Raw genomic sequence first — 16,639 nt, 5'->3', positions numbered from 1 at the left:
CATCCGACCACGATTAACCATTCCATTGAATGGTTTGGGCGATGATTAAAAAAGTGCCAGATAGGAGGAACCAGATAAAAAACAACGGGAGGTAGAAGCGAACCCATTTTTGCCAGGCAACTCCCGATAAGGCAAGGGTCGCCATGAAATAGCCTGATGTGGGATATAATATGTTGCCAATTCCATCTGCCAACTGATAGGCTAACACGGCTGTTTGTCTTGTAACGCCGATGATATCGGCCAATGGTGCCATGATGGGCATGGTAACCAGAGCTTGACCGCTTCCGGATGGGATTAAAAGGCTGAATAACATCTGGACAATGAACATGCCGATGGCGCTGAATACAGCGGGGAAGTCCCCTACAAGATTACCGAGGCCATGAACGATCGTGTCCATTACTTGGCCGTCCTCCATAACAACTGCGACAGCCCTTGCCACACCTACAATCATGGCGCCGACCAAGACTTCCCGGAATCCTTCGTTAAATCCTTCACAAATTTCGTTGATGTTTAACCCGGCAATCAGACCAACCACGATTCCCATTATGATGAAAAGCCCCGCCATTTCCAACATGAACCAACCTTTTGCTAAAGCGCCATATACGAGGAGAATCAAAAAGCCAAACAAGGTAATTGAAGCAATTTTCTGTTTATTATTCGCCTTATATTTTTCAGATTCGGGTTTATTCAGAAATTGCCTCCGTTTGTCCTTGTCTTCTTCCCATACAAAACTGTACACGGGATTGCCTTTAACCTTTTTAGCATAGCGCATGATGTAAGCCGTCCCCGCGCAAAGGAAAAGGATAAAAGCGATGATCCTGAGTTCGATGCCAGAATATACGGGGAGTCCTGCTATTTTCTGGCTTAAACCGGTGTTGACGGGATTAAGGAAACCTGTCATGAATCCAGCGGTCGTTGCTACTAAGGCTACTGAGACGGCAACCATGGAATCAAATCCTAAGGCAATCATAAGAGGGAGGATGACGGGAACATACACTAAGCATAATTCCTGTGTGCCGATCAAACTGCAAATAATCGAAAATACGAAAGTGAGGATGGGGATCAGCATCATGCTTTTTGATGAAAATCGCCTGGCCAATCGATCGACTCCCATTTCAATCAAACCTGTTTTACGAAGTACAGAGAAAATTCCTCCGATGATGAAGGTGAAAAAAACAACCTCTCCGGCAGCTATCAAGCCCTTTGGTATAGCTGTCATGAAATCAACAGGCGTAATAGGTGTTTGTTCAACGGTTTGATAGGAATGTGGGTTGATCGTAAGCCTGCCCTCCGGACCTGGAATTCGCTCATAAACCCCTGCTGGAATGAAATAAGTGGCGATGGCGGCAAGTGAGATAAATGCGAATAAAATGACATAAATATGCGGCATATTAAACTTCTTTTTTTTAGAATGATTGATTTCATCCATGCTGACCATTTTTTTTGTGTTTTCTAAGGCCATTCTTATTCCCCCATTATCTTTAGTGAGTGCTCGCGGATTACTGAATTCCGATGCGATGTTATATTAAGTAACGTCTTATGTAACTTTTTATTTCATAATAAATGAATGCTATAGGATTGTCATTGTTCATAGTCACTAAAATTAAGAGGGTGAATTAGATGATGTGAATAATGGGGAACAATGATGCTAGTTGTTGAAAGGATTATAGGCGATTCAATTTAAATGAACTTCATTCAACCATTCCTTTGTATAAAACAAAAAAACTGTGGATAAGCTCGAGTGTCATCGAGTTTATCCACAGTTGAATAGGAGCTATTTACTGATGCCCAAATTCCATAATCCGTATGGGTTGTAGAAGGGGTGGTCCTGCTCGTACCTGAAATCCTGAAGGCTCGTTAAGGTGAAGTCCGGTGCGTCCTGCTGGATGCTGAAGGTTTCACCGTTCGTAAAGACAGGCCGTTCACCGACATGGTAGTAATTGAAGGTGTTGAGCAGGGAAGCGGCTTCTTTCGGACTCATCGTGTTAAGTGTCACGGCATCTGGAAGTCCAAAAGATTTCATTCCGAACGAACAGTAATAATCTTCCTCGCCTATGATCGTGACGAAATGGGCATAAACCGAGAGAATATCAGGGCTTTGCTGAAGCTTTAGCCAATCTTCCTTCGAATGGGCAATGCCAGTCGTTTCAATTTTCACGGCCATTCCGCCTGCCCTCAGGATGGCAGCTCCGGCATCAATCAAATCCGCAACAGAATCAGTATCGGATGCATCGGCTAGTATATAAACGGTAAGGGTGTGTTCATTGATTTCCGCTAGTAAGCCTTCAGGGAAATTTCCTTTACTGGCATACGAAAAAGTCTCTTTTAAAGCTGGCTCATAATCCTGGATCTCCGCCTGAAACGTAATGTTTTTATCGTTATTGTGAAAAATATTCCCGGTTAACAGGTACCCTTCGCTTTTTGAAGCGACCGCCTGAATCAATTCCGCCCGGTTCTTCCATTTACCGGGTATCCCGATGATGATTTTGCTTTCCGTCATGAATATCTCTCCTTTCCAATCACTTCATACTATACCAATCTTGATAGTTTCCAAAGTATTTTATTAAGGAAGCATCAGCCAATCCAGTTACGCCCATTGATGGGGGTATCAGGACTTTTTCAAATTTATACAATTGATGTATAATATAATCTAGTAAATGTATGGTCGACCTCGATCGGGATTCTCATGGCGGATGTCCCAGCAGGCCAGATATCATCATAAGCTATTCGTATCTATTCAATGATGAAAGAGAGTGAAATATAATGGGTCGTAAATGGAATAATATTAAAGAAAAAAAAGCGTCAAAAGATGCTAATACAAGCAGGATTTATGCTAAGTTCGGCAGGGAAATTTATGTAGTGGCGAAACAAGGCGAACCTGATCCGGAATCGAATCAAGCATTGAGGGTCGTGCTTGAGCGTGCCAAAACATACAATGTCCCAAGAGCGATCATCGACCGTGCGATTGAAAAGGCAAAAGGCGGTTCGGAAGAGAGCTATGATGAACTTCGTTATGAAGGGTTCGGACCGAATGGATCGATGGTCATCGTGGACGCATTGACAAATAATGTGAACCGGACGGCATCCGATGTACGTGCCGCATTCGGGAAAAACGGCGGGAATATGGGTGTCAGCGGATCTGTTGCTTATATGTTCGATGCAACGGCAGTGATCGGGATCGAAGGTAAAACGGCCGATGATGTACTGGAATTATTGATGGAAGCGGATGTTGATGTACGCGACATCATCGAAGAAGAAGAATCGGTCATCGTTTATGCCGAGCCTGAACAATTCCATGCTGTGCAACAGGCATTCAAAGAAGCCGGCATCACGGATTTTACAGTGGCGGAGCTGACGATGCTTGCTCAAAATGACCTATCCCTTCCAGAAGATGCACAAGCGCAATTCGAAAAAATGGTCGATGCATTGGAAGATTTGGAAGATGTTCAACAAGTTTATCATAACGTAGACCTTGGGTAATGAAAGAACGGAGAGGACCTTTGCCATATGAACAAAGGTCTGCTTATTTTATATGGATGCAAAAGAGCCTGTCTCGAAAGGACAGGCTCTCAGTTTGTAGACAAAAGGGGTTCGGAATTAAAAAATTCCGAACCCCTTTTGAAATTCCTTTGAAATTTTAACCAAAGGTTACGAGATTTGGGCTCTTCGAGCCGCTATGTTAAGCCGTTTTAGGACCTTGCCATGTCCAAGTGGCCATCTTCTTTACATTCATGGCAGCGAAAGTAAGCATCGCCTGCATCGACAATTTTTTAAGTCCCCTTAAAGTAGTCCAACGCATACCATGCTTTTCTTTTGCATCTGCGAATACACGCTCAATCGTTTCTTTGCGTTTCGCATATATAGGTTTTACCTCTTGATGATGACGCAGATGATCTGCTTCTTCCACATATGCTTGCCAGATATGCCGTGTCACTACTTTTTGATGGTCTTTGCTTTCCGTACACCGTGATAAAAATGAGCATGTTGCACAAATTTGTTTGGGCGATTTGTACTCGCGATAGCCCTCTTTATTTGTTGTTGAGTACTTTAAAGTTTCTCCCGAAGGGCAAAGGTAACAATCAAAGTGTTCATCGTAAACATAGTCATGTTTGCGAAAGAATCCTTCTTTTGTACGAGGACGTGTATAGGGTAAAGCAGGTGTGATTTCTTTGTTAAATAGGTAGCTTGTAATCGCTGGTGTTTTATAAGCTGCATCTGCGGCAACTGCTTCTGGTTTTCCAACTTTCTCAATCACTTGCTCAACAAGTGGCTCCAAAATATGACTGTCATGTGTATTACCAGGTGTTACAATCGTTCCCAATACAAAACCGTTGCCGTCTGCGGCCGCATGGAATGAATAGGCAAACTGTTTTGTTCGTTCATCTTTCACATAGTAGCCACTCTCAGGATCCGTAGTACTTTCTTTAATTGCTTTGGTTTCTTCCTTATCAAATTTATCTGGTGGAAAAGGCTTCTTTCCATGGTTTTCACGATCTTGATTGATTTCTTCTTGAAGACGTCCTTGATACGCTCGTGTTTCTTTACGAACGATTTTCTTTTCAAATTTCCGTTTATTCGCACTGGCTTTCACATGTGTGGAATTCACGAAAACGTGTTCTACACTTATTACCTTTTTATTAGCAGCTGTCATTAAAATGCGACAGAAAATCTGTTCAAACAGGTCTGTATCTTTAAAGCGTCGCTCATAATTTTTTCCGAACGTAGAGAAATGAGGTACTTTATCATGGAAACCATAGCCTAAGAACCAACGGTAAGCCATATTGGTTTCAACTTCTTCAATCGTTTTACGCATGGAACGAATACCGAAGGTATATTGAATGAAAGTCAGTTTAACTAAAATAACTGGATCAATACTTGGGCGTCCTACCTCTGAGTACATATCTTTCACCAAGTCATAAATGAAAGTGAAGTCAATGGCAGCCTCCATTTTACGAACCAAATGGTTCGGTGGCACCAGTTGATCTAAAGTAATCATTTCAAGTTGATCTCGCTGAATAGAATCATGTTTAGAAAGCATCCTCATCACCTCAAGTTTTAATCCTTCAATTTTAAAACAAAAATGACTCCAGTCAAAAGTGTTCTATCTAAATGGTAAGACAAAGTTGATTGGAACGGAAGGTACGAGACTCCTGCGGGAAAAGCGCGTCTAGGGGAGACCCCGCAGGCAAAGCCGAGGAGGCTCCCCGACCGCCCGCGGAAAGCGAGTGCCTGGAGTGGAAATCAACGTCTAAATTGTACAGGCCATAAAAATAGACAAACTCGATTTTCATCGAGTTTGTCTACAGTCTGAGAGCCTGTCTCGAAAGGACAGGCTCTTTTTTTCGTTTATTCATTTACGACGATTCCGGAAAGTTCACGGTCCTTCTGTACCTTCTCCAACTCCGAAATAGTGACCATTTGATAGTCTTTGTCATGAAGCTGCTTAATGATTTTGCCGGCAGCTTCTGCGCTTGTTTGGTAAATATCATGCATCAATACGATTTTGCCATCACTGACTTTGTCCATCACTTTGTTGACGATTTTCTTTTCATCGCGGTATTTCCAATCCTCGGGATCGACATCCCAAAGTACGACCTTCAAATCATCCATGTAATCACGTACGTTGTCGTTGATCGCTCCATATGGGGGGCGGATCAGGCTTGGCTCCATGCCAGTGGCTTTATCAACAGCTTCCTGGGTGCTTTTGATTTGATCCTTGATCTTCCCCTTGTCTAAGCGTGTCAGCTGTGGATGATCCCATGAATGGTTGCCGATTTCGTTACCTTGTTCCAGCATTTTTTGCAGAACCTGTGGATAATGCTGTACACGGTTTCCGAGCACGAAAAAGGTTGCATGTGCATCATACCTGTCCAAATCATTTAAGATGGACATGGTATGACTTGGGTGCGGACCATCATCGAACGTTAAGGCAATGACCTTCTTGGCTGGATCAATCCATTCGTTTTGCACAGGCAGCTTGGCGACAATATGCTCAGGCTGCCATTCCTTTACACGATCCTCATTCAAATCTTTACTTTGATAGGAATCTAGCAAACTATCTTTGAAAAGATCCTTATTGATGGCAATCGTATGAACCTTGGTTGAGTCGTCAGTCTTAACATAGAAAACGAGCGTATCTTTCAAAATTGAAAAAGAATCAAAATTGGCTGCTGTCAGTTGGTTTTCCTTTTTAATGAGACCCTTTGAAATTCCCTCTTTTTCCCTGGAAGTCAACTCTTCAAAAACAATTTCGGATAAGACGGATAAATAATCACTATCCTTGGCAAAAATGTCTTCTATGGAGAGTTTCTTCTGGGAGGGGATATCATAAGTGAAGATTCGCGATTCGCTATACTTCTTACCTTCCACCTGTTCATATTTATCGAAGGAAATGGTAAAGGTTTGCTTACTGAAATGGAGGATCGTATAAGTGAGGTTAAGCTCTGACGCCTTTACGTCGGAGGACTTCCATTTCAATTCATAGTCCTTGATTTCGTTCTTTATGTAAGCTTCTAGTTGCTTGTCGATATTTTCTACATGTATAACGGGCCTGCTCACCGAATATCCGCCTTTCGTATCGTCCTTCACATACGTTTGGATATCCGCTTCTGGGTAATTTTTATCGTTGGTATAGGCCGAAACGGTTTTCTTTTTATCAAAAGCAAGGCTTTTGATGGCTAACCCCATCGTACCGACTACCGCTATTAAACAAAATAGAAAAATAAAGACTTTTTTATAATTTAATCTCCTCATGACGCACTCCACCTCGTTTATCATTCTACTATATAGACGCGCCAAAAGCCTTAAAAGTTTGTAAAAAATTGCATTAATTTGTATGAAAATATTTCCTTGTGAAATTTCAAACTTTTTCTACTTCATAGGCGTCTATTCTTTGTACCTAGGATACGTAATTTAAAGGTAAGGAGCTCTTTCATGCAATGAAGAATCTAGATATGAATCAATTATTAGCGGCCAGGATTACCGAACGGCAAGAAAATTTGTACAGACTTGCTTTTTACTATGTTAAGAATCAGGAGGATGCACTGGATATCGTTCAAGAATCGATCAGGAAGGCGCTTACCTCCAGCAATAAAATCAAAGACCCGGCATCCATAGATAGCTGGCTATATAAAATCATCGTCAGAACGGCATATGATCTCCTGCGGAAGAAAAAGAAGCTGACCGTCGCCGATGATGAAACGATCGAATATTTGCGCAGCGGCGAGGAAGATCACTACCCTGACCTTGATTTGCAAAAGGCGCTGGAAGGTCTTTCGCTCAAATACCGAACGATAATCGTCCTTCGTTTTTTTGAAGACCTGAAATTGGAGCAAATAGCGGAGGTTCTGGAAGAGAATGTGAGCACAATCAAAACGAGGCTGTATAAAGCACTGCAACTATTGCGGGCCAACATGACTGAACAGGGGGAAACGAAAAGATGGAAAAAGAATTAAAGGATCTGCGTGACGAGTATCTTCATATACCGATTCCCAAGGAATTGAAAGATGTCGTCCAAGCTGCCCTGAATGAAAAGCCAAGGAGGAAGCCGAGGGTTGGCAGGAACATCTTGGTTACGGCGGCTGCAGCACTTCTGATTATGACGGCATCCGTGAATATAAGTCCGGCAGCGGCGAAAGCGATGAGTGATATTCCTTATATGGAAAAAATCATTAAAGTGATTACATTCGTCGAATGGAAGGAAGAAGTCAATAATTCCTCGGCCGTCATCAGGACGCCAGCCATTTCCGGTCTGGAGAATAAAAGGCTTGAACAAAGCTTGAATGATAAATACTTATCTGAGAGCAAGGAGCTCTACAAGGAGTTCACCGATTCGATGTCAAAACTGAAGGAAGGCGAAAAGGGAAATCTTTCGGTTGAAAGCGGGTATGAAATATTGACCGACAATGAAACGATCTTATCCGTACAGCGTTATACCGATACGACCGCTGCGTCCAGTTCCACTGAAAGTCAGTTCGATACAGTCGACAAGAAAAACGAAGTGCTGCTGACATTGAACAGCCTATTCAAAGACGATCGCTATCTGCAGGTGATCAGCGAGAACCTCAAGGAACAGATGAGGCAGCAAATGGCAGCCGATCCGGATAAGGTATATTGGGTCGAAGAAGAAGAGGATCTTCCGGAATTTAAAGGCATTGATGAAAAGCAAAGCTTCTATATAAACAAGGACGGCAAACTTGTCATCGCCTTCGATAGCTTCGAAGTTGCCCCGGGATATATGGGGGCGGTCGAGTTCGTCATCCCGACCAAGGTCATATCGGAGCTGCTTGTCGGCGATCAATACATTCATTAAACTTAAGCTGAGTGTTAATATACCCATAAAAAAACGAACCAACGTTACCTGATTACAGTAACCTTGGCTCGTCTTTTTTTTGGTCGAAGTTCATCTGATCCAGTTCCAGTCTCATCTTTTCCGTCTCCAAAAGGAAGTTTTCATGTTTAAGTTTTTCGAGCTCCAATTGGTCCTTGAGCATAGACTGCTTCATTTCGGTTTGTTTTTGGAAGTGGCTTGTAATGATGGCGATTATGGGAATGGAAAAAATCATCACAACGGATATGGTACCGGTCATTTTTTTGCCTCCTCATGTTTTGATTATTTCCATTATACGGGGTAACTAGCGATTTTGGTTCAGATTTTTTTCGATCGGCCCCTTTCATTTTTGGGAGTGCAGGATAACGGTAAGCAGCTATATATGGTAATAGAGGAACGAAGTTAGGGCAATATATCATTGATGGGAGAAGTGCCTTTGTTGAAAAGGCTTACAATTTTTAGGAAGTTTGTATATAAGGGAATGGCACTACATAATTGTTTAGAAATTAATTATTTAAATATACTAAATATTTGTTTACAAAGATGAAAATAAAAGTTATTATACAATAATATAAGGGGGGCTAGGTATGGCAACGATTAATAAACAGAAAATTGTGGATAGTGTACCTCAAAAAGGTTTTTTTGGAAATCCTAAAGGATTATTCACACTTTTCTTTACTGAGTTCTGGGAGCGATTCTCCTATTATGGCATGAAGGCCATTCTTGTTTACTATATGTATTATGAAGTTTCCAAAGGGGGACTAGGCCTTGATGAAACCACGGCCCTTGCCCTTGTTTCCATATACGGGTCTTTAGTGTACATGTCCGGCATCATTGGCGGCTGGTTCGCCGATAGGATTTTCGGGACCTCGAAAGCGGTATTCTACGGGGGAATCCTGATCATGCTCGGGCATATCGTCCTTGCTGTACCAGGCAGTCTTTCCATGTTCTTTGTATCCATGGTACTTATCGTACTAGGTACTGGTTTATTGAAACCAAACGTCTCCAGCATTGTCGGTGAAATCTACGCAGAAAATGACGAACGCCGGGATTCCGGTTTCAGCATCTTCTATATGGGTATCAACATGGGTGCATTCCTTTCGCCGTTCGTTGTCGGTACGGTTGGAATGAACTACAGTTTCCACCTAGGTTTTGGACTGGCGGCAATTGGTATGCTGATCGGGCTTATCGTCTTTGTTGCCACAAAGAAAAAGAACCTTGGACTTGCTGGAACGGTTCCTGCAAATCCTTTATCACAAGATGAAAAGAAAGCGACCTTCACTAAAATTGGAATAGGTGCCTTGATCGTAGCTGTTCTCATTGGCATCAGTGCCTATGCAGGGATCTTGACGATTAAAACCTTTATTAGTCTTGTTGGTATCCTAGGAATCGTTATTCCGACGCTTTACTTCATTTTCATGTATCGCAGCCCGAAAACGACTTCCGTCGAACGGTCCCGCTTGATCGCCTATATTCCTTTGTTTATCGCAGCGGTCATGTTCTGGGCGATTCAAGAGCAAGGAGCAACCATCTTGGCAAGCTATGCAGACAAACGCACACAGCTTAATTTTGCCGGAATTGAAATAAACCCGGCCTGGTTCCAATCATTGAATCCTTTGTTCATCATTACCCTTGCACCAGTATTCGCCTGGTTATGGATTAAACTAGGAAAGCGCCAGCCGACCATTCCGCAAAAATTCTCAATAGGCTTGCTGTTCGCCGGGTTATCCTTCCTGGTGATCCTGCTTCCAGTTTATTTCAGCGGATCAGAGTCATTGGTCAACCCATTATGGCTTGTACTTAGCTATTTCCTAGTCGTGCTGGGCGAGCTTTGTTTATCGCCGGTTGGACTTTCAGCAACGACTAAATTGGCTCCGGCTGCCTTCTCGGCACAAACGATGAGCCTGTGGTTCCTGGCAAGTGCAGCAGCGCAAGCATTGAACGCGCAAATCGTCAGATTCTACACGCCGCAAACCGAAATGGCATACTTTGGCGTGATCGGTGTTGCTTCCATCATCCTTGGACTGGCCCTTCTGGCCTTATCACCAAAAATTCAAGGATACATGAAAGGCATTCGCTAATCCGATGCCAGTCGGTTTATAGGAATGAAATATGAAAAGGATGACCCTTAATCGGGTCATCTTTTTTTGTTATGAACGAACCTAGCATCCAGCTTTACGATGCAATCCGGTCTGTCTTCCTCGTTTTCCCTCAATCATCCCTATGTATACTCCCAACAATTGCGATGGCCACCATTTTCTCTTTGATATTTTCATCATGTCTTTCTCTTCCCGCGTAGCAAACACTCCAAATTCCTCATTTTACAAAAATATATAGATTTTTCCATTTATTTGTAATATTATCTTCTTTATTAAAAGGCAGTCTTTAGGAAATGGAGGCGGGCGAAATAACGAAACGAATCGTGCACATTGAAGATTCAGATGTTGCGCTGGATCAGGGGGTACTTATAGGCGGTTTTCCAGTCGATTCTGTGATATTCAGTAACATCCTTTCTGATAGATCGAAAAGAGCTTCCCGAATGATATATTCCCAGTTTGGAATCAAGACTACGATAGCATTGCCATATACCGACAAAGATTCTAAATTATTAGCCGATTATGTAAGCTTGTTATCGGAATTGAATATTGATCAAGTAATACTGAAGGTTGGAACGTGGGGGATCAATCATTCGTTCATGGATCCCGGTGGCTTCCAGCATCAGGATCAACAATCAATCGAGGGTTTACAATCATGGATTTCCGAATTCAAAGAATATCATGACATTCCGATTTATTTACATCCCATTAGACAATTATCACTGCCCCCCCAGTCATTTTATAAAAAGGTAATCACGGAGTTAAGCGGTTTACATGTTCCTTTATCCATCGATATGGGACTGGTATTATCGGATTGTAAAAATTGGGGAATGAAGTATAAAAAAGAAATCCTCGCATTGCTGAGGAGTAACCCTTCCATATCAATGTTTTGGTTAAGCGCTGTCAGGAAAGCTGGTGATGCTTTCATCCCGTGTGCTTGTGAAAGTGTGGATGATCAAATATGGGAGATGGTTGATCTTTTGATAGGTGAAGATGCTTCACTGATCTTAATGACCGACAGACTGTCCAGTGAAACCCAAATCACTTCGGATGTAGAAAAACTAATGAATGCAAAGGGAGCTGTGCCTAAACATGAATACTACGGTTAAGCCTGAGCTGGCGTTACAGGATTTGCTGGTGAAAATGAGCATCGATCCTAAGTGGAGTCCAGAAATCAAGGATGGGAAATTCCAGCGAACAGTAAAAAAAATGAATAAGGAAGAACTTCTTCAATTAAATGTAAGTGCGTTCCACTCAGAAAGAAAAGGAAGATGGTTACAGATTCTAGCCCACTTGATACCGATGTTTTCCATGGGCATTCCCTTGTTGAAGGATGAATTAAAATGCTCCAGTGACAATGAATTGATGGAAACGGATGTATTTAACGAATTCTTTTCATCTCCTTTTTTATGGAATATCGAATTCAGCATTCCTCATCCATTGGGCTATGGCAAAGGTATAGAAAAGGCGACTGCTTTCATTTACTTTCTTAGATCTTATAAGGAGATGCTTCCACTAAAACTAGTGGAACTTTTCGAATTGGAATATGCCATATTCAAAGCTTCTTATAAATTGCCTAGCAAAAATACTTCCTTTTTGGTTGGAAAGCTCTATAAGAATACTTCAGCGACTATCATGAAAACGAAATACGATGTCTTGAGTGTAATTGAGGGCTGTGCCGACTTTCATGAACTATTGCCATGCGAATCTTTTTATATCATCTCGCCATTAAATAAGACTTATAGAATAAATTCAGATTACTATCATCTTTTAGCTTCTTTTGAGGAAGGTCATGAAACGGATGACCTTACTGATGGTGAGCGGAATATAATAACTTCCGCTTTAAAACTCAGAATACTATGCGCAAACCCAGTGGATATTGAAGAACAGCTGATTGCCCCTAAACGATAGGCATCATTTGTTTAGTACATGGATATGATTTGGCGCACCAATCTATAATAAATGTTACTACATAGTGGAAAGGAGGAATATTTATGGATAAATCAATCAAAAACCAAGACTTACAAACTGATAAAAAAGAACTTTCATTGAATGAATTGCAAGAGCTTGTTGCTCCCGGTTTTCTTGAGGCGAACCCAAATGGCGGCTTGACGGATGCCGTGCTTGGCCAGTTGCTTGGACCACGTACTGATAACTAATTCAAAAGGAGGCAAGGATCATATGAAAAATACGAAGAAGAATCCCGAACTTAATTCAGATAATAAAGAACTTTCATTGAATGAATTGCAAGAACTTGTCGCTCCTGGTTTTCTTGAAGCGAATCCGAACGGCGGCTTGACGGATGCCGTATTAGGTCAGCTGCTTGGACCGCGTGTAGATAATTAAACAGTATGAAAACTAGTATGTAAATTTATTATTTTGGTGCGCCATATCATATCCATGTATGCATTTGCGTATTATCATGTTCGATTTGGAGGTATAACATGTGCGGAATATCGGGTTTTTTTGGAAGGGAAGATAATAAACCTATCTATGTAAAGACTTGTTTAAATGAAATGGAGCATCGAGGACCTGATGATTGCAGCATTGTGGAATTAGATGAAATCGTCATGGGAACAGTTAGATTGTCGATTAGGGATTCAAGTGAAAAAGCGAATCAGCCATTCGTAAGTTCCTCTGGCCGGTGGATTATCACTTTCAATGGGGAGCTAAATAATTTTCAACAATTGAGGCATGAGCTGAACCGTTGTTGGGTGACGGAATGCGATACAGAAGTCCTGGCAGAGCTTTTTGAAACGTATGGGAAAGAAGGGGTGCGGAAATTAAAGGGGATGTATGCCATCGCCGCTTTCGATACGTATACGGACAAGCTTTTCTTAGCACGTGATTTCCCTGGAATCAAGCCGTTATATTGGACAAAAACGGAAATTGGCGCATATATCTATGCTTCGGAATTCCCTGCGCTCCTTAATACGTTGAAAGCCTTGGATGAAGATTGCAATATGACGGAAGCACAAGTGTATGAATATCTCATGTACCGGGATACCCTGCTTGAACCCAATACCTTGATAAATTCCATTAAAAAGGTCTCTCCAGGGGAAATTCTCGAATTAAGTCTTGATAAAGAGGCCCTTTCAGATAAGGTGTCAGGTGTCCATGAAAAAAACGAGCCCTTAGATTTAGAAAGGCTTTTCACGAAGGCCATTACCAGCGTAATTGAACCGAAACAAAAAATGGGGATGTTTCTTTCAGGAGGAGTGGATTCTAGTACCGTATTATCAGAAATGGTATCGCAAGGAGCCGAGGTGGAGGCATTTACTCTAAGGTATGAAAAAACAGGTGAATTCTCTTATTCCGAAGTGCCCTTTAGTAAGTATGTCTGTGAATTTTTGAATGTACCCTTGCATGAAGTGATTCTAACGGAAAAAGATTTTATTGAATTGTTGCCCCAAGCGTTAGCCAACCAAGACGGATTATCGATGGATCCAACGATAGTCGCTTATTATGCTTTAGGCGAAGCGGCAGAAAAAAGAGGTCTGAAGGTTGTTATTACCGGCACCGGAAGCGATGAAATATTCGGAAGCTATGATTGGCTGCATTCCGATTCAATAGAACGGTTCGATCATTGGATGAAATCGGCCACAACCAAAAGTCTTTTAAGGATGGATGAACAAGTCTGGAAAAATATAAGTGATTCAAGTTTTCTGGAAAGAAAACATAAAATTGAAACATTTATGTCTGTTGGAGGAAATTTAGGCGATGCGATCCGGCTCTTCGGCTTTTATCATTTAGAAGCTGATGCACTGCCGCGGGTCGATCTTGGGACCATGAATTCCTCAGTGGAGTGCAGAGTGCCTTTGCTTGACCAAGATTTTGTCCAGGCTGCCCTATCCATGCCGCCCGATAAGGAAAAAAGCCTTTTTCGCAGTCTCAGTAAGAATAGAATTCCCATTGAAATACAGCAAAGGCCAAAATGCGGGTTTCCGCATCCTGTATTTATATGGATGAAGCATGGCGAATTAGGACGGGTTGCTTATGACTTTTTAAAAATAAGTCAGCTGAAAGACGTGATCAATTTTGAGGAATTAGATAAATTCCTGAATGATGGCTCAAGCCTTTTAGGTAGGAATCCTTCTGCCCGCTTATATGATGTGGGGAGCTCGTTCTGGTATATATATAGTTTTGCACTATGGTGTGAGATACATAAGGTAAGATTACCTAATTTGAAGAAGTGTAAGGAGGTATATTATGAAAACTGAAACACAACTGGAGAATGAAGTGATTTCAGGGAAAAGATTAGGGATCGGAGTGGCTTGGATAGATTCTCCGGAATATTTGGACTTTATAAATAAAGAGTTGGATCCTTCCTTCCACTATATTGAGGTGCACCTCCCATCGAATATTGATAACGTGCCATCGAATTTCGAGAAGATCGCTCATTGCAGCACGCTGCCATTGGCCGATTTACATGAACCGACAAGAAAGATAATAAAGGATGTTTTCCATCAAGCCAAGGAAATTGAAGCCCATTGGATAGGTGAGCACCTTTCAATCTTGGGAACGACGGATGGGCTTCAATTCGGTTATATTTTTGCTCCGATAAAAGATGAAGACCTGAAGGATAGAGTGATAAGAAGGATAAAAAGATATCAAGAAACCTATGGAATTCCATTTGTCATTGAATTAGGCCCCCGCTATCATGATTGGGGCGGAGTCGATGTTCTGGAGGACTATACCTTACTGAAAGAGATTTCCATTGAAGCCAATATTCCAATCATTCTCGATATTCCTCATACATGGGCAACAGCCAAAGCCTTTAATAAATCATTCGAGGAATTGTTAAGCCTCTTAAAAGGGGCCCATATTGCCGAAATTCATATCGGGGCAAGTGGCGTATCCAAAAAAGGGCAAATCTCATTTGAACAAAGTTGGAATCAGTTGGTCATTTGCCTTGAAATGTTCCCTGAAGTTAGGGGAATTACAGTCGAGCTGGGAAAAAATACGAAAACGGAAGACTATTGCAATACAATAAGGGAAGTATCTAAACGGTTCCAAAGCAGTAAATGGAGGATAAATGATGAAAACAATTGATTTTAAGAATTTATTGACTCCGGCTCCTTCGAATATTGGAAGGGATGTTCATAAACAATTACTTTCTCTCAGAAATATTAAAGCGTTAGAGCTAATCCTTCAATCAAACAAGGAGGAAAATCTAAATTGGCTGGGAAAGGCAATCGACCTGCTCAAGACCTGCGATGCAGCGGAAAGGGATCATGTCCTTAATAAGCCATATGTTTATTTATGGATTGAAAAGTATAAAAATTTCACTTCCATGGGCGAAACCGAAAAGCAAACTTGGATTTGGAAAGGATTTGTGCACATATTCTTACAATTGAACAAAAGGGTAAATCCTGTGCTGGAAAGTTTAAGGCTCAGATTTACCGTGAAACCAAAGGATATTTTTTTCTTGAAGGACATGACAGAAAATCAAGCTGCTAAAGAAATCTTGGTAATAAGCGAAAATAACGACATCACTTTTGAAGTGGAACATGTCCTGTACAGTTTCGATGTTCATACCTTTCATAAAGCATTTACCCTTCCATTCATTACGAACGAAGTTTTTTGGTTTGAGGAATATGTGAACATTGCATCCTCTGCGGAATTGCGCATGAATATGGAAATAACTGAAGTAGTGTCCGAAGACATTAATAACTCCTTTGAAGAAGCGTTGCAATTAATCAAGATCAGCTGGCCAGAAATGTTTGCCGAGATTGATGGAAACATAGAGAATATCGTATTCTTCAACCCGCCTGGTCTGCCGTTCTTTTCCGATTTTCGAGTGCATGGAACCATCTTTGCCTGCCATGTTGCAAGACCTGTGGTGAAAATTGCTGAATGGTTAATTCATGAAGCAAGCCATAATAGATTGAATACAATCATGTGCGCTAGGCCCCACATTTTTAACGATATGAAGCCAATTTACACTTCACCATGGAGAGATGAATTAAGGCCGTTATACGGTATTTATCATGGATGTTTCGTCCATTGCAGAGTATTGCATTTCTATCGGCTATTGAAGAAAAAACGGGCCACTTACAAGGGAGTATCAATGGAATCGGAAATAGAGAGAATCAGCGAAGAGCTGCAATTGGGTTTATCAACGATTGAAGAACATGCATCATTGTCTCCTGATGGTGAAGCGCTTGTACATGATATGCAAAACTTGGTTATAGCTGATTCCAAGTAAAGATTG

The 16,639-nt window shown here is 41.6% G+C and carries 16 protein-coding genes; 11 read left to right on the top strand and 5 right to left on the bottom strand.

The genetic code is table 11. The features are described from left to right. Nucleotides 1-13: 13 nt before the first annotated feature. Together MHI53_RS21750 and MHI53_RS21745 are read right to left on the bottom strand one after the other, a co-directional pair. Entirely contained in the window at nucleotides 14-1,462 is a 1,449-nt protein-coding gene (locus MHI53_RS21750) for an SLC13 family permease (protein ID WP_340372277.1), read from the bottom strand. A gap of 312 nt (nucleotides 1,463-1,774) precedes the next feature. Then, the gene (locus tag MHI53_RS21745) at nucleotides 1,775-2,500 is read right to left on the bottom strand and encodes a DUF4261 domain-containing protein (RefSeq protein ID WP_340372276.1); all 726 of its coding nucleotides are present in this window, start codon (nucleotides 2,498-2,500) and stop codon (nucleotides 1,775-1,777) included. Between the two features lie 263 nt (nucleotides 2,501-2,763). Here MHI53_RS21745 and MHI53_RS21740 point away from each other — a divergent pair, with 263 nt between their 5' ends. Continuing rightward, nucleotides 2,764-3,480 carry a YebC/PmpR family DNA-binding transcriptional regulator gene (locus MHI53_RS21740; RefSeq protein WP_340372275.1) on the top strand — a complete coding sequence of 239 codons (717 nt, stop codon included), beginning with the start codon at nucleotides 2,764-2,766 and terminating at the stop codon, nucleotides 3,478-3,480. 199 nt (nucleotides 3,481-3,679) lie between these two features. Here the strand turns inward: MHI53_RS21740 and MHI53_RS21735 are convergent, their stop codons facing one another. Together MHI53_RS21735 and MHI53_RS21730 are read right to left on the bottom strand one after the other, a co-directional pair. Next, nucleotides 3,680-5,038 (bottom strand): IS1182 family transposase, encoded by a 1,359-nt coding sequence (locus MHI53_RS21735; protein WP_340372274.1) that lies wholly within the window; start codon nucleotides 5,036-5,038, stop codon nucleotides 3,680-3,682. Between the two features lie 308 nt (nucleotides 5,039-5,346). Then, the gene (locus MHI53_RS21730; protein WP_061142024.1) at nucleotides 5,347-6,753 is read right to left on the bottom strand and encodes a polysaccharide deacetylase family protein; all 1,407 of its coding nucleotides are present in this window, start codon (nucleotides 6,751-6,753) and stop codon (nucleotides 5,347-5,349) included. Nucleotides 6,754-6,938: 185 nt separating this feature from the next. Here MHI53_RS21730 and MHI53_RS21725 point away from each other — a divergent pair, with 185 nt between their 5' ends. Both MHI53_RS21725 and MHI53_RS21720 read left to right on the top strand, forming a co-directional pair. Then, on the top strand, nucleotides 6,939-7,454 hold the full coding sequence (locus MHI53_RS21725) for a sigma-70 family RNA polymerase sigma factor (RefSeq protein WP_061142023.1): 516 nt from the start codon (nucleotides 6,939-6,941) through the stop codon (nucleotides 7,452-7,454). Next, complete coding sequence (locus MHI53_RS21720; protein WP_061142022.1) at nucleotides 7,439-8,311, top strand: anti-sigma-V factor rsiV; 873 nt, start codon at nucleotides 7,439-7,441, stop codon at nucleotides 8,309-8,311. Before MHI53_RS21725 ends, MHI53_RS21720 begins: the two co-directional genes overlap by 16 nt. A 52-nt stretch (nucleotides 8,312-8,363) precedes the next feature. Here the strand turns inward: MHI53_RS21720 and MHI53_RS21715 are convergent, their stop codons facing one another. Beyond that, a complete protein-coding gene (locus tag MHI53_RS21715) occupies nucleotides 8,364-8,588 on the bottom strand; it encodes a hypothetical protein (RefSeq protein WP_340372273.1) in 225 nt (74 codons plus the stop codon). Nucleotides 8,589-8,916: 328 nt separating this feature from the next. Here MHI53_RS21715 and MHI53_RS21710 point away from each other — a divergent pair, with 328 nt between their 5' ends. The 8 genes from MHI53_RS21710 (at nucleotide 8,917) to MHI53_RS21675 (ending at nucleotide 16,633) form a co-directional block, all read left to right on the top strand. Further along, nucleotides 8,917-10,410: a peptide MFS transporter gene (locus MHI53_RS21710; protein ID WP_061142020.1), complete on the top strand. Its 1,494-nt coding sequence runs from the start codon at nucleotides 8,917-8,919 to the stop codon at nucleotides 10,408-10,410. A gap of 458 nt (nucleotides 10,411-10,868) precedes the next feature. Continuing rightward, nucleotides 10,869-11,534, top strand: coding sequence for a hypothetical protein (locus MHI53_RS21705; RefSeq protein ID WP_340372272.1), 666 nt, complete (start codon nucleotides 10,869-10,871; stop codon nucleotides 11,532-11,534). After that, entirely contained in the window at nucleotides 11,518-12,336 is an 819-nt protein-coding gene (locus MHI53_RS21700) for a hypothetical protein (protein ID WP_340372271.1), read from the top strand. Before MHI53_RS21705 ends, MHI53_RS21700 begins: the two co-directional genes overlap by 17 nt. An 83-nt stretch (nucleotides 12,337-12,419) precedes the next feature. Then, nucleotides 12,420-12,584, top strand: coding sequence for a hypothetical protein (locus tag MHI53_RS21695; RefSeq protein ID WP_155645490.1), 165 nt, complete (start codon nucleotides 12,420-12,422; stop codon nucleotides 12,582-12,584). A gap of 22 nt (nucleotides 12,585-12,606) precedes the next feature. Then, nucleotides 12,607-12,771, top strand: coding sequence for a hypothetical protein (locus MHI53_RS21690; RefSeq protein WP_155645491.1), 165 nt, complete (start codon nucleotides 12,607-12,609; stop codon nucleotides 12,769-12,771). Nucleotides 12,772-12,869: 98 nt separating this feature from the next. Beyond that, nucleotides 12,870-14,645 (top strand): asparagine synthase (glutamine-hydrolyzing), encoded by a 1,776-nt coding sequence (gene asnB, locus MHI53_RS21685; protein ID WP_340372270.1) that lies wholly within the window; start codon nucleotides 12,870-12,872, stop codon nucleotides 14,643-14,645. Next, nucleotides 14,635-15,477: a DUF692 family multinuclear iron-containing protein gene (locus MHI53_RS21680; RefSeq protein WP_340372269.1), complete on the top strand. Its 843-nt coding sequence runs from the start codon at nucleotides 14,635-14,637 to the stop codon at nucleotides 15,475-15,477. The genes asnB and MHI53_RS21680 overlap by 11 nt, the downstream gene beginning before the upstream one ends. Then, nucleotides 15,464-16,633 (top strand): HEXXH motif-containing putative peptide modification protein, encoded by a 1,170-nt coding sequence (locus MHI53_RS21675; RefSeq protein WP_340372268.1) that lies wholly within the window; start codon nucleotides 15,464-15,466, stop codon nucleotides 16,631-16,633. The genes MHI53_RS21680 and MHI53_RS21675 overlap by 14 nt, the downstream gene beginning before the upstream one ends. Nucleotides 16,634-16,639: the final 6 nt, after the last annotated feature.

It is taken from the genome of Peribacillus sp. FSL E2-0218 (genome assembly GCF_037992945.1).
Taxonomy (GTDB): Bacteria; Bacillota; Bacilli; order Bacillales; family DSM-1321; genus Peribacillus; species Peribacillus simplex_B.
The sequence above is the reverse complement of the archived record's forward strand: the minus strand, read 5'-3'. Positions and strand labels throughout refer to the sequence as shown.

What these genes read in the sequence shown, in the direction of transcription:
- asnB (WP_340372270.1), top strand. Translation starts at nt 12,870, where the DNA reads ATGTGCGGAATATCGGGTTTTTTTGGAAGGGAAGATAATAAACCTATC.
- MHI53_RS21695 (WP_155645490.1), top strand. Translation starts at nt 12,420, where the DNA reads ATGGATAAATCAATCAAAAACCAAGACTTACAAACTGATAAAAAAGAA.
- MHI53_RS21720 (WP_061142022.1), top strand. Translation starts at nt 7,439, where the DNA reads ATGGAAAAAGAATTAAAGGATCTGCGTGACGAGTATCTTCATATACCG.
- MHI53_RS21690 (WP_155645491.1), top strand. Translation starts at nt 12,607, where the DNA reads ATGAAAAATACGAAGAAGAATCCCGAACTTAATTCAGATAATAAAGAA.
- MHI53_RS21735 (WP_340372274.1), bottom strand. Translation starts at nt 5,038, where the DNA reads ATGCTTTCTAAACATGATTCTATTCAGCGAGATCAACTTGAAATGATT.
- MHI53_RS21740 (WP_340372275.1), top strand. Translation starts at nt 2,764, where the DNA reads ATGGGTCGTAAATGGAATAATATTAAAGAAAAAAAAGCGTCAAAAGAT.
- MHI53_RS21700 (WP_340372271.1), top strand. Translation starts at nt 11,518, where the DNA reads ATGAATACTACGGTTAAGCCTGAGCTGGCGTTACAGGATTTGCTGGTG.
- MHI53_RS21715 (WP_340372273.1), bottom strand. Translation starts at nt 8,588, where the DNA reads ATGACCGGTACCATATCCGTTGTGATGATTTTTTCCATTCCCATAATC.
- MHI53_RS21745 (WP_340372276.1), bottom strand. Translation starts at nt 2,500, where the DNA reads ATGACGGAAAGCAAAATCATCATCGGGATACCCGGTAAATGGAAGAAC.
- MHI53_RS21705 (WP_340372272.1), top strand. Translation starts at nt 10,869, where the DNA reads ATGATATATTCCCAGTTTGGAATCAAGACTACGATAGCATTGCCATAT.
- MHI53_RS21710 (WP_061142020.1), top strand. Translation starts at nt 8,917, where the DNA reads ATGGCAACGATTAATAAACAGAAAATTGTGGATAGTGTACCTCAAAAA.
- MHI53_RS21675 (WP_340372268.1), top strand. Translation starts at nt 15,464, where the DNA reads ATGAAAACAATTGATTTTAAGAATTTATTGACTCCGGCTCCTTCGAAT.
- MHI53_RS21730 (WP_061142024.1), bottom strand. Translation starts at nt 6,753, where the DNA reads ATGAGGAGATTAAATTATAAAAAAGTCTTTATTTTTCTATTTTGTTTA.
- MHI53_RS21750 (WP_340372277.1), bottom strand. Translation starts at nt 1,462, where the DNA reads ATGGCCTTAGAAAACACAAAAAAAATGGTCAGCATGGATGAAATCAAT.
- MHI53_RS21680 (WP_340372269.1), top strand. Translation starts at nt 14,635, where the DNA reads ATGAAAACTGAAACACAACTGGAGAATGAAGTGATTTCAGGGAAAAGA.
- MHI53_RS21725 (WP_061142023.1), top strand. Translation starts at nt 6,939, where the DNA reads ATGAAGAATCTAGATATGAATCAATTATTAGCGGCCAGGATTACCGAA.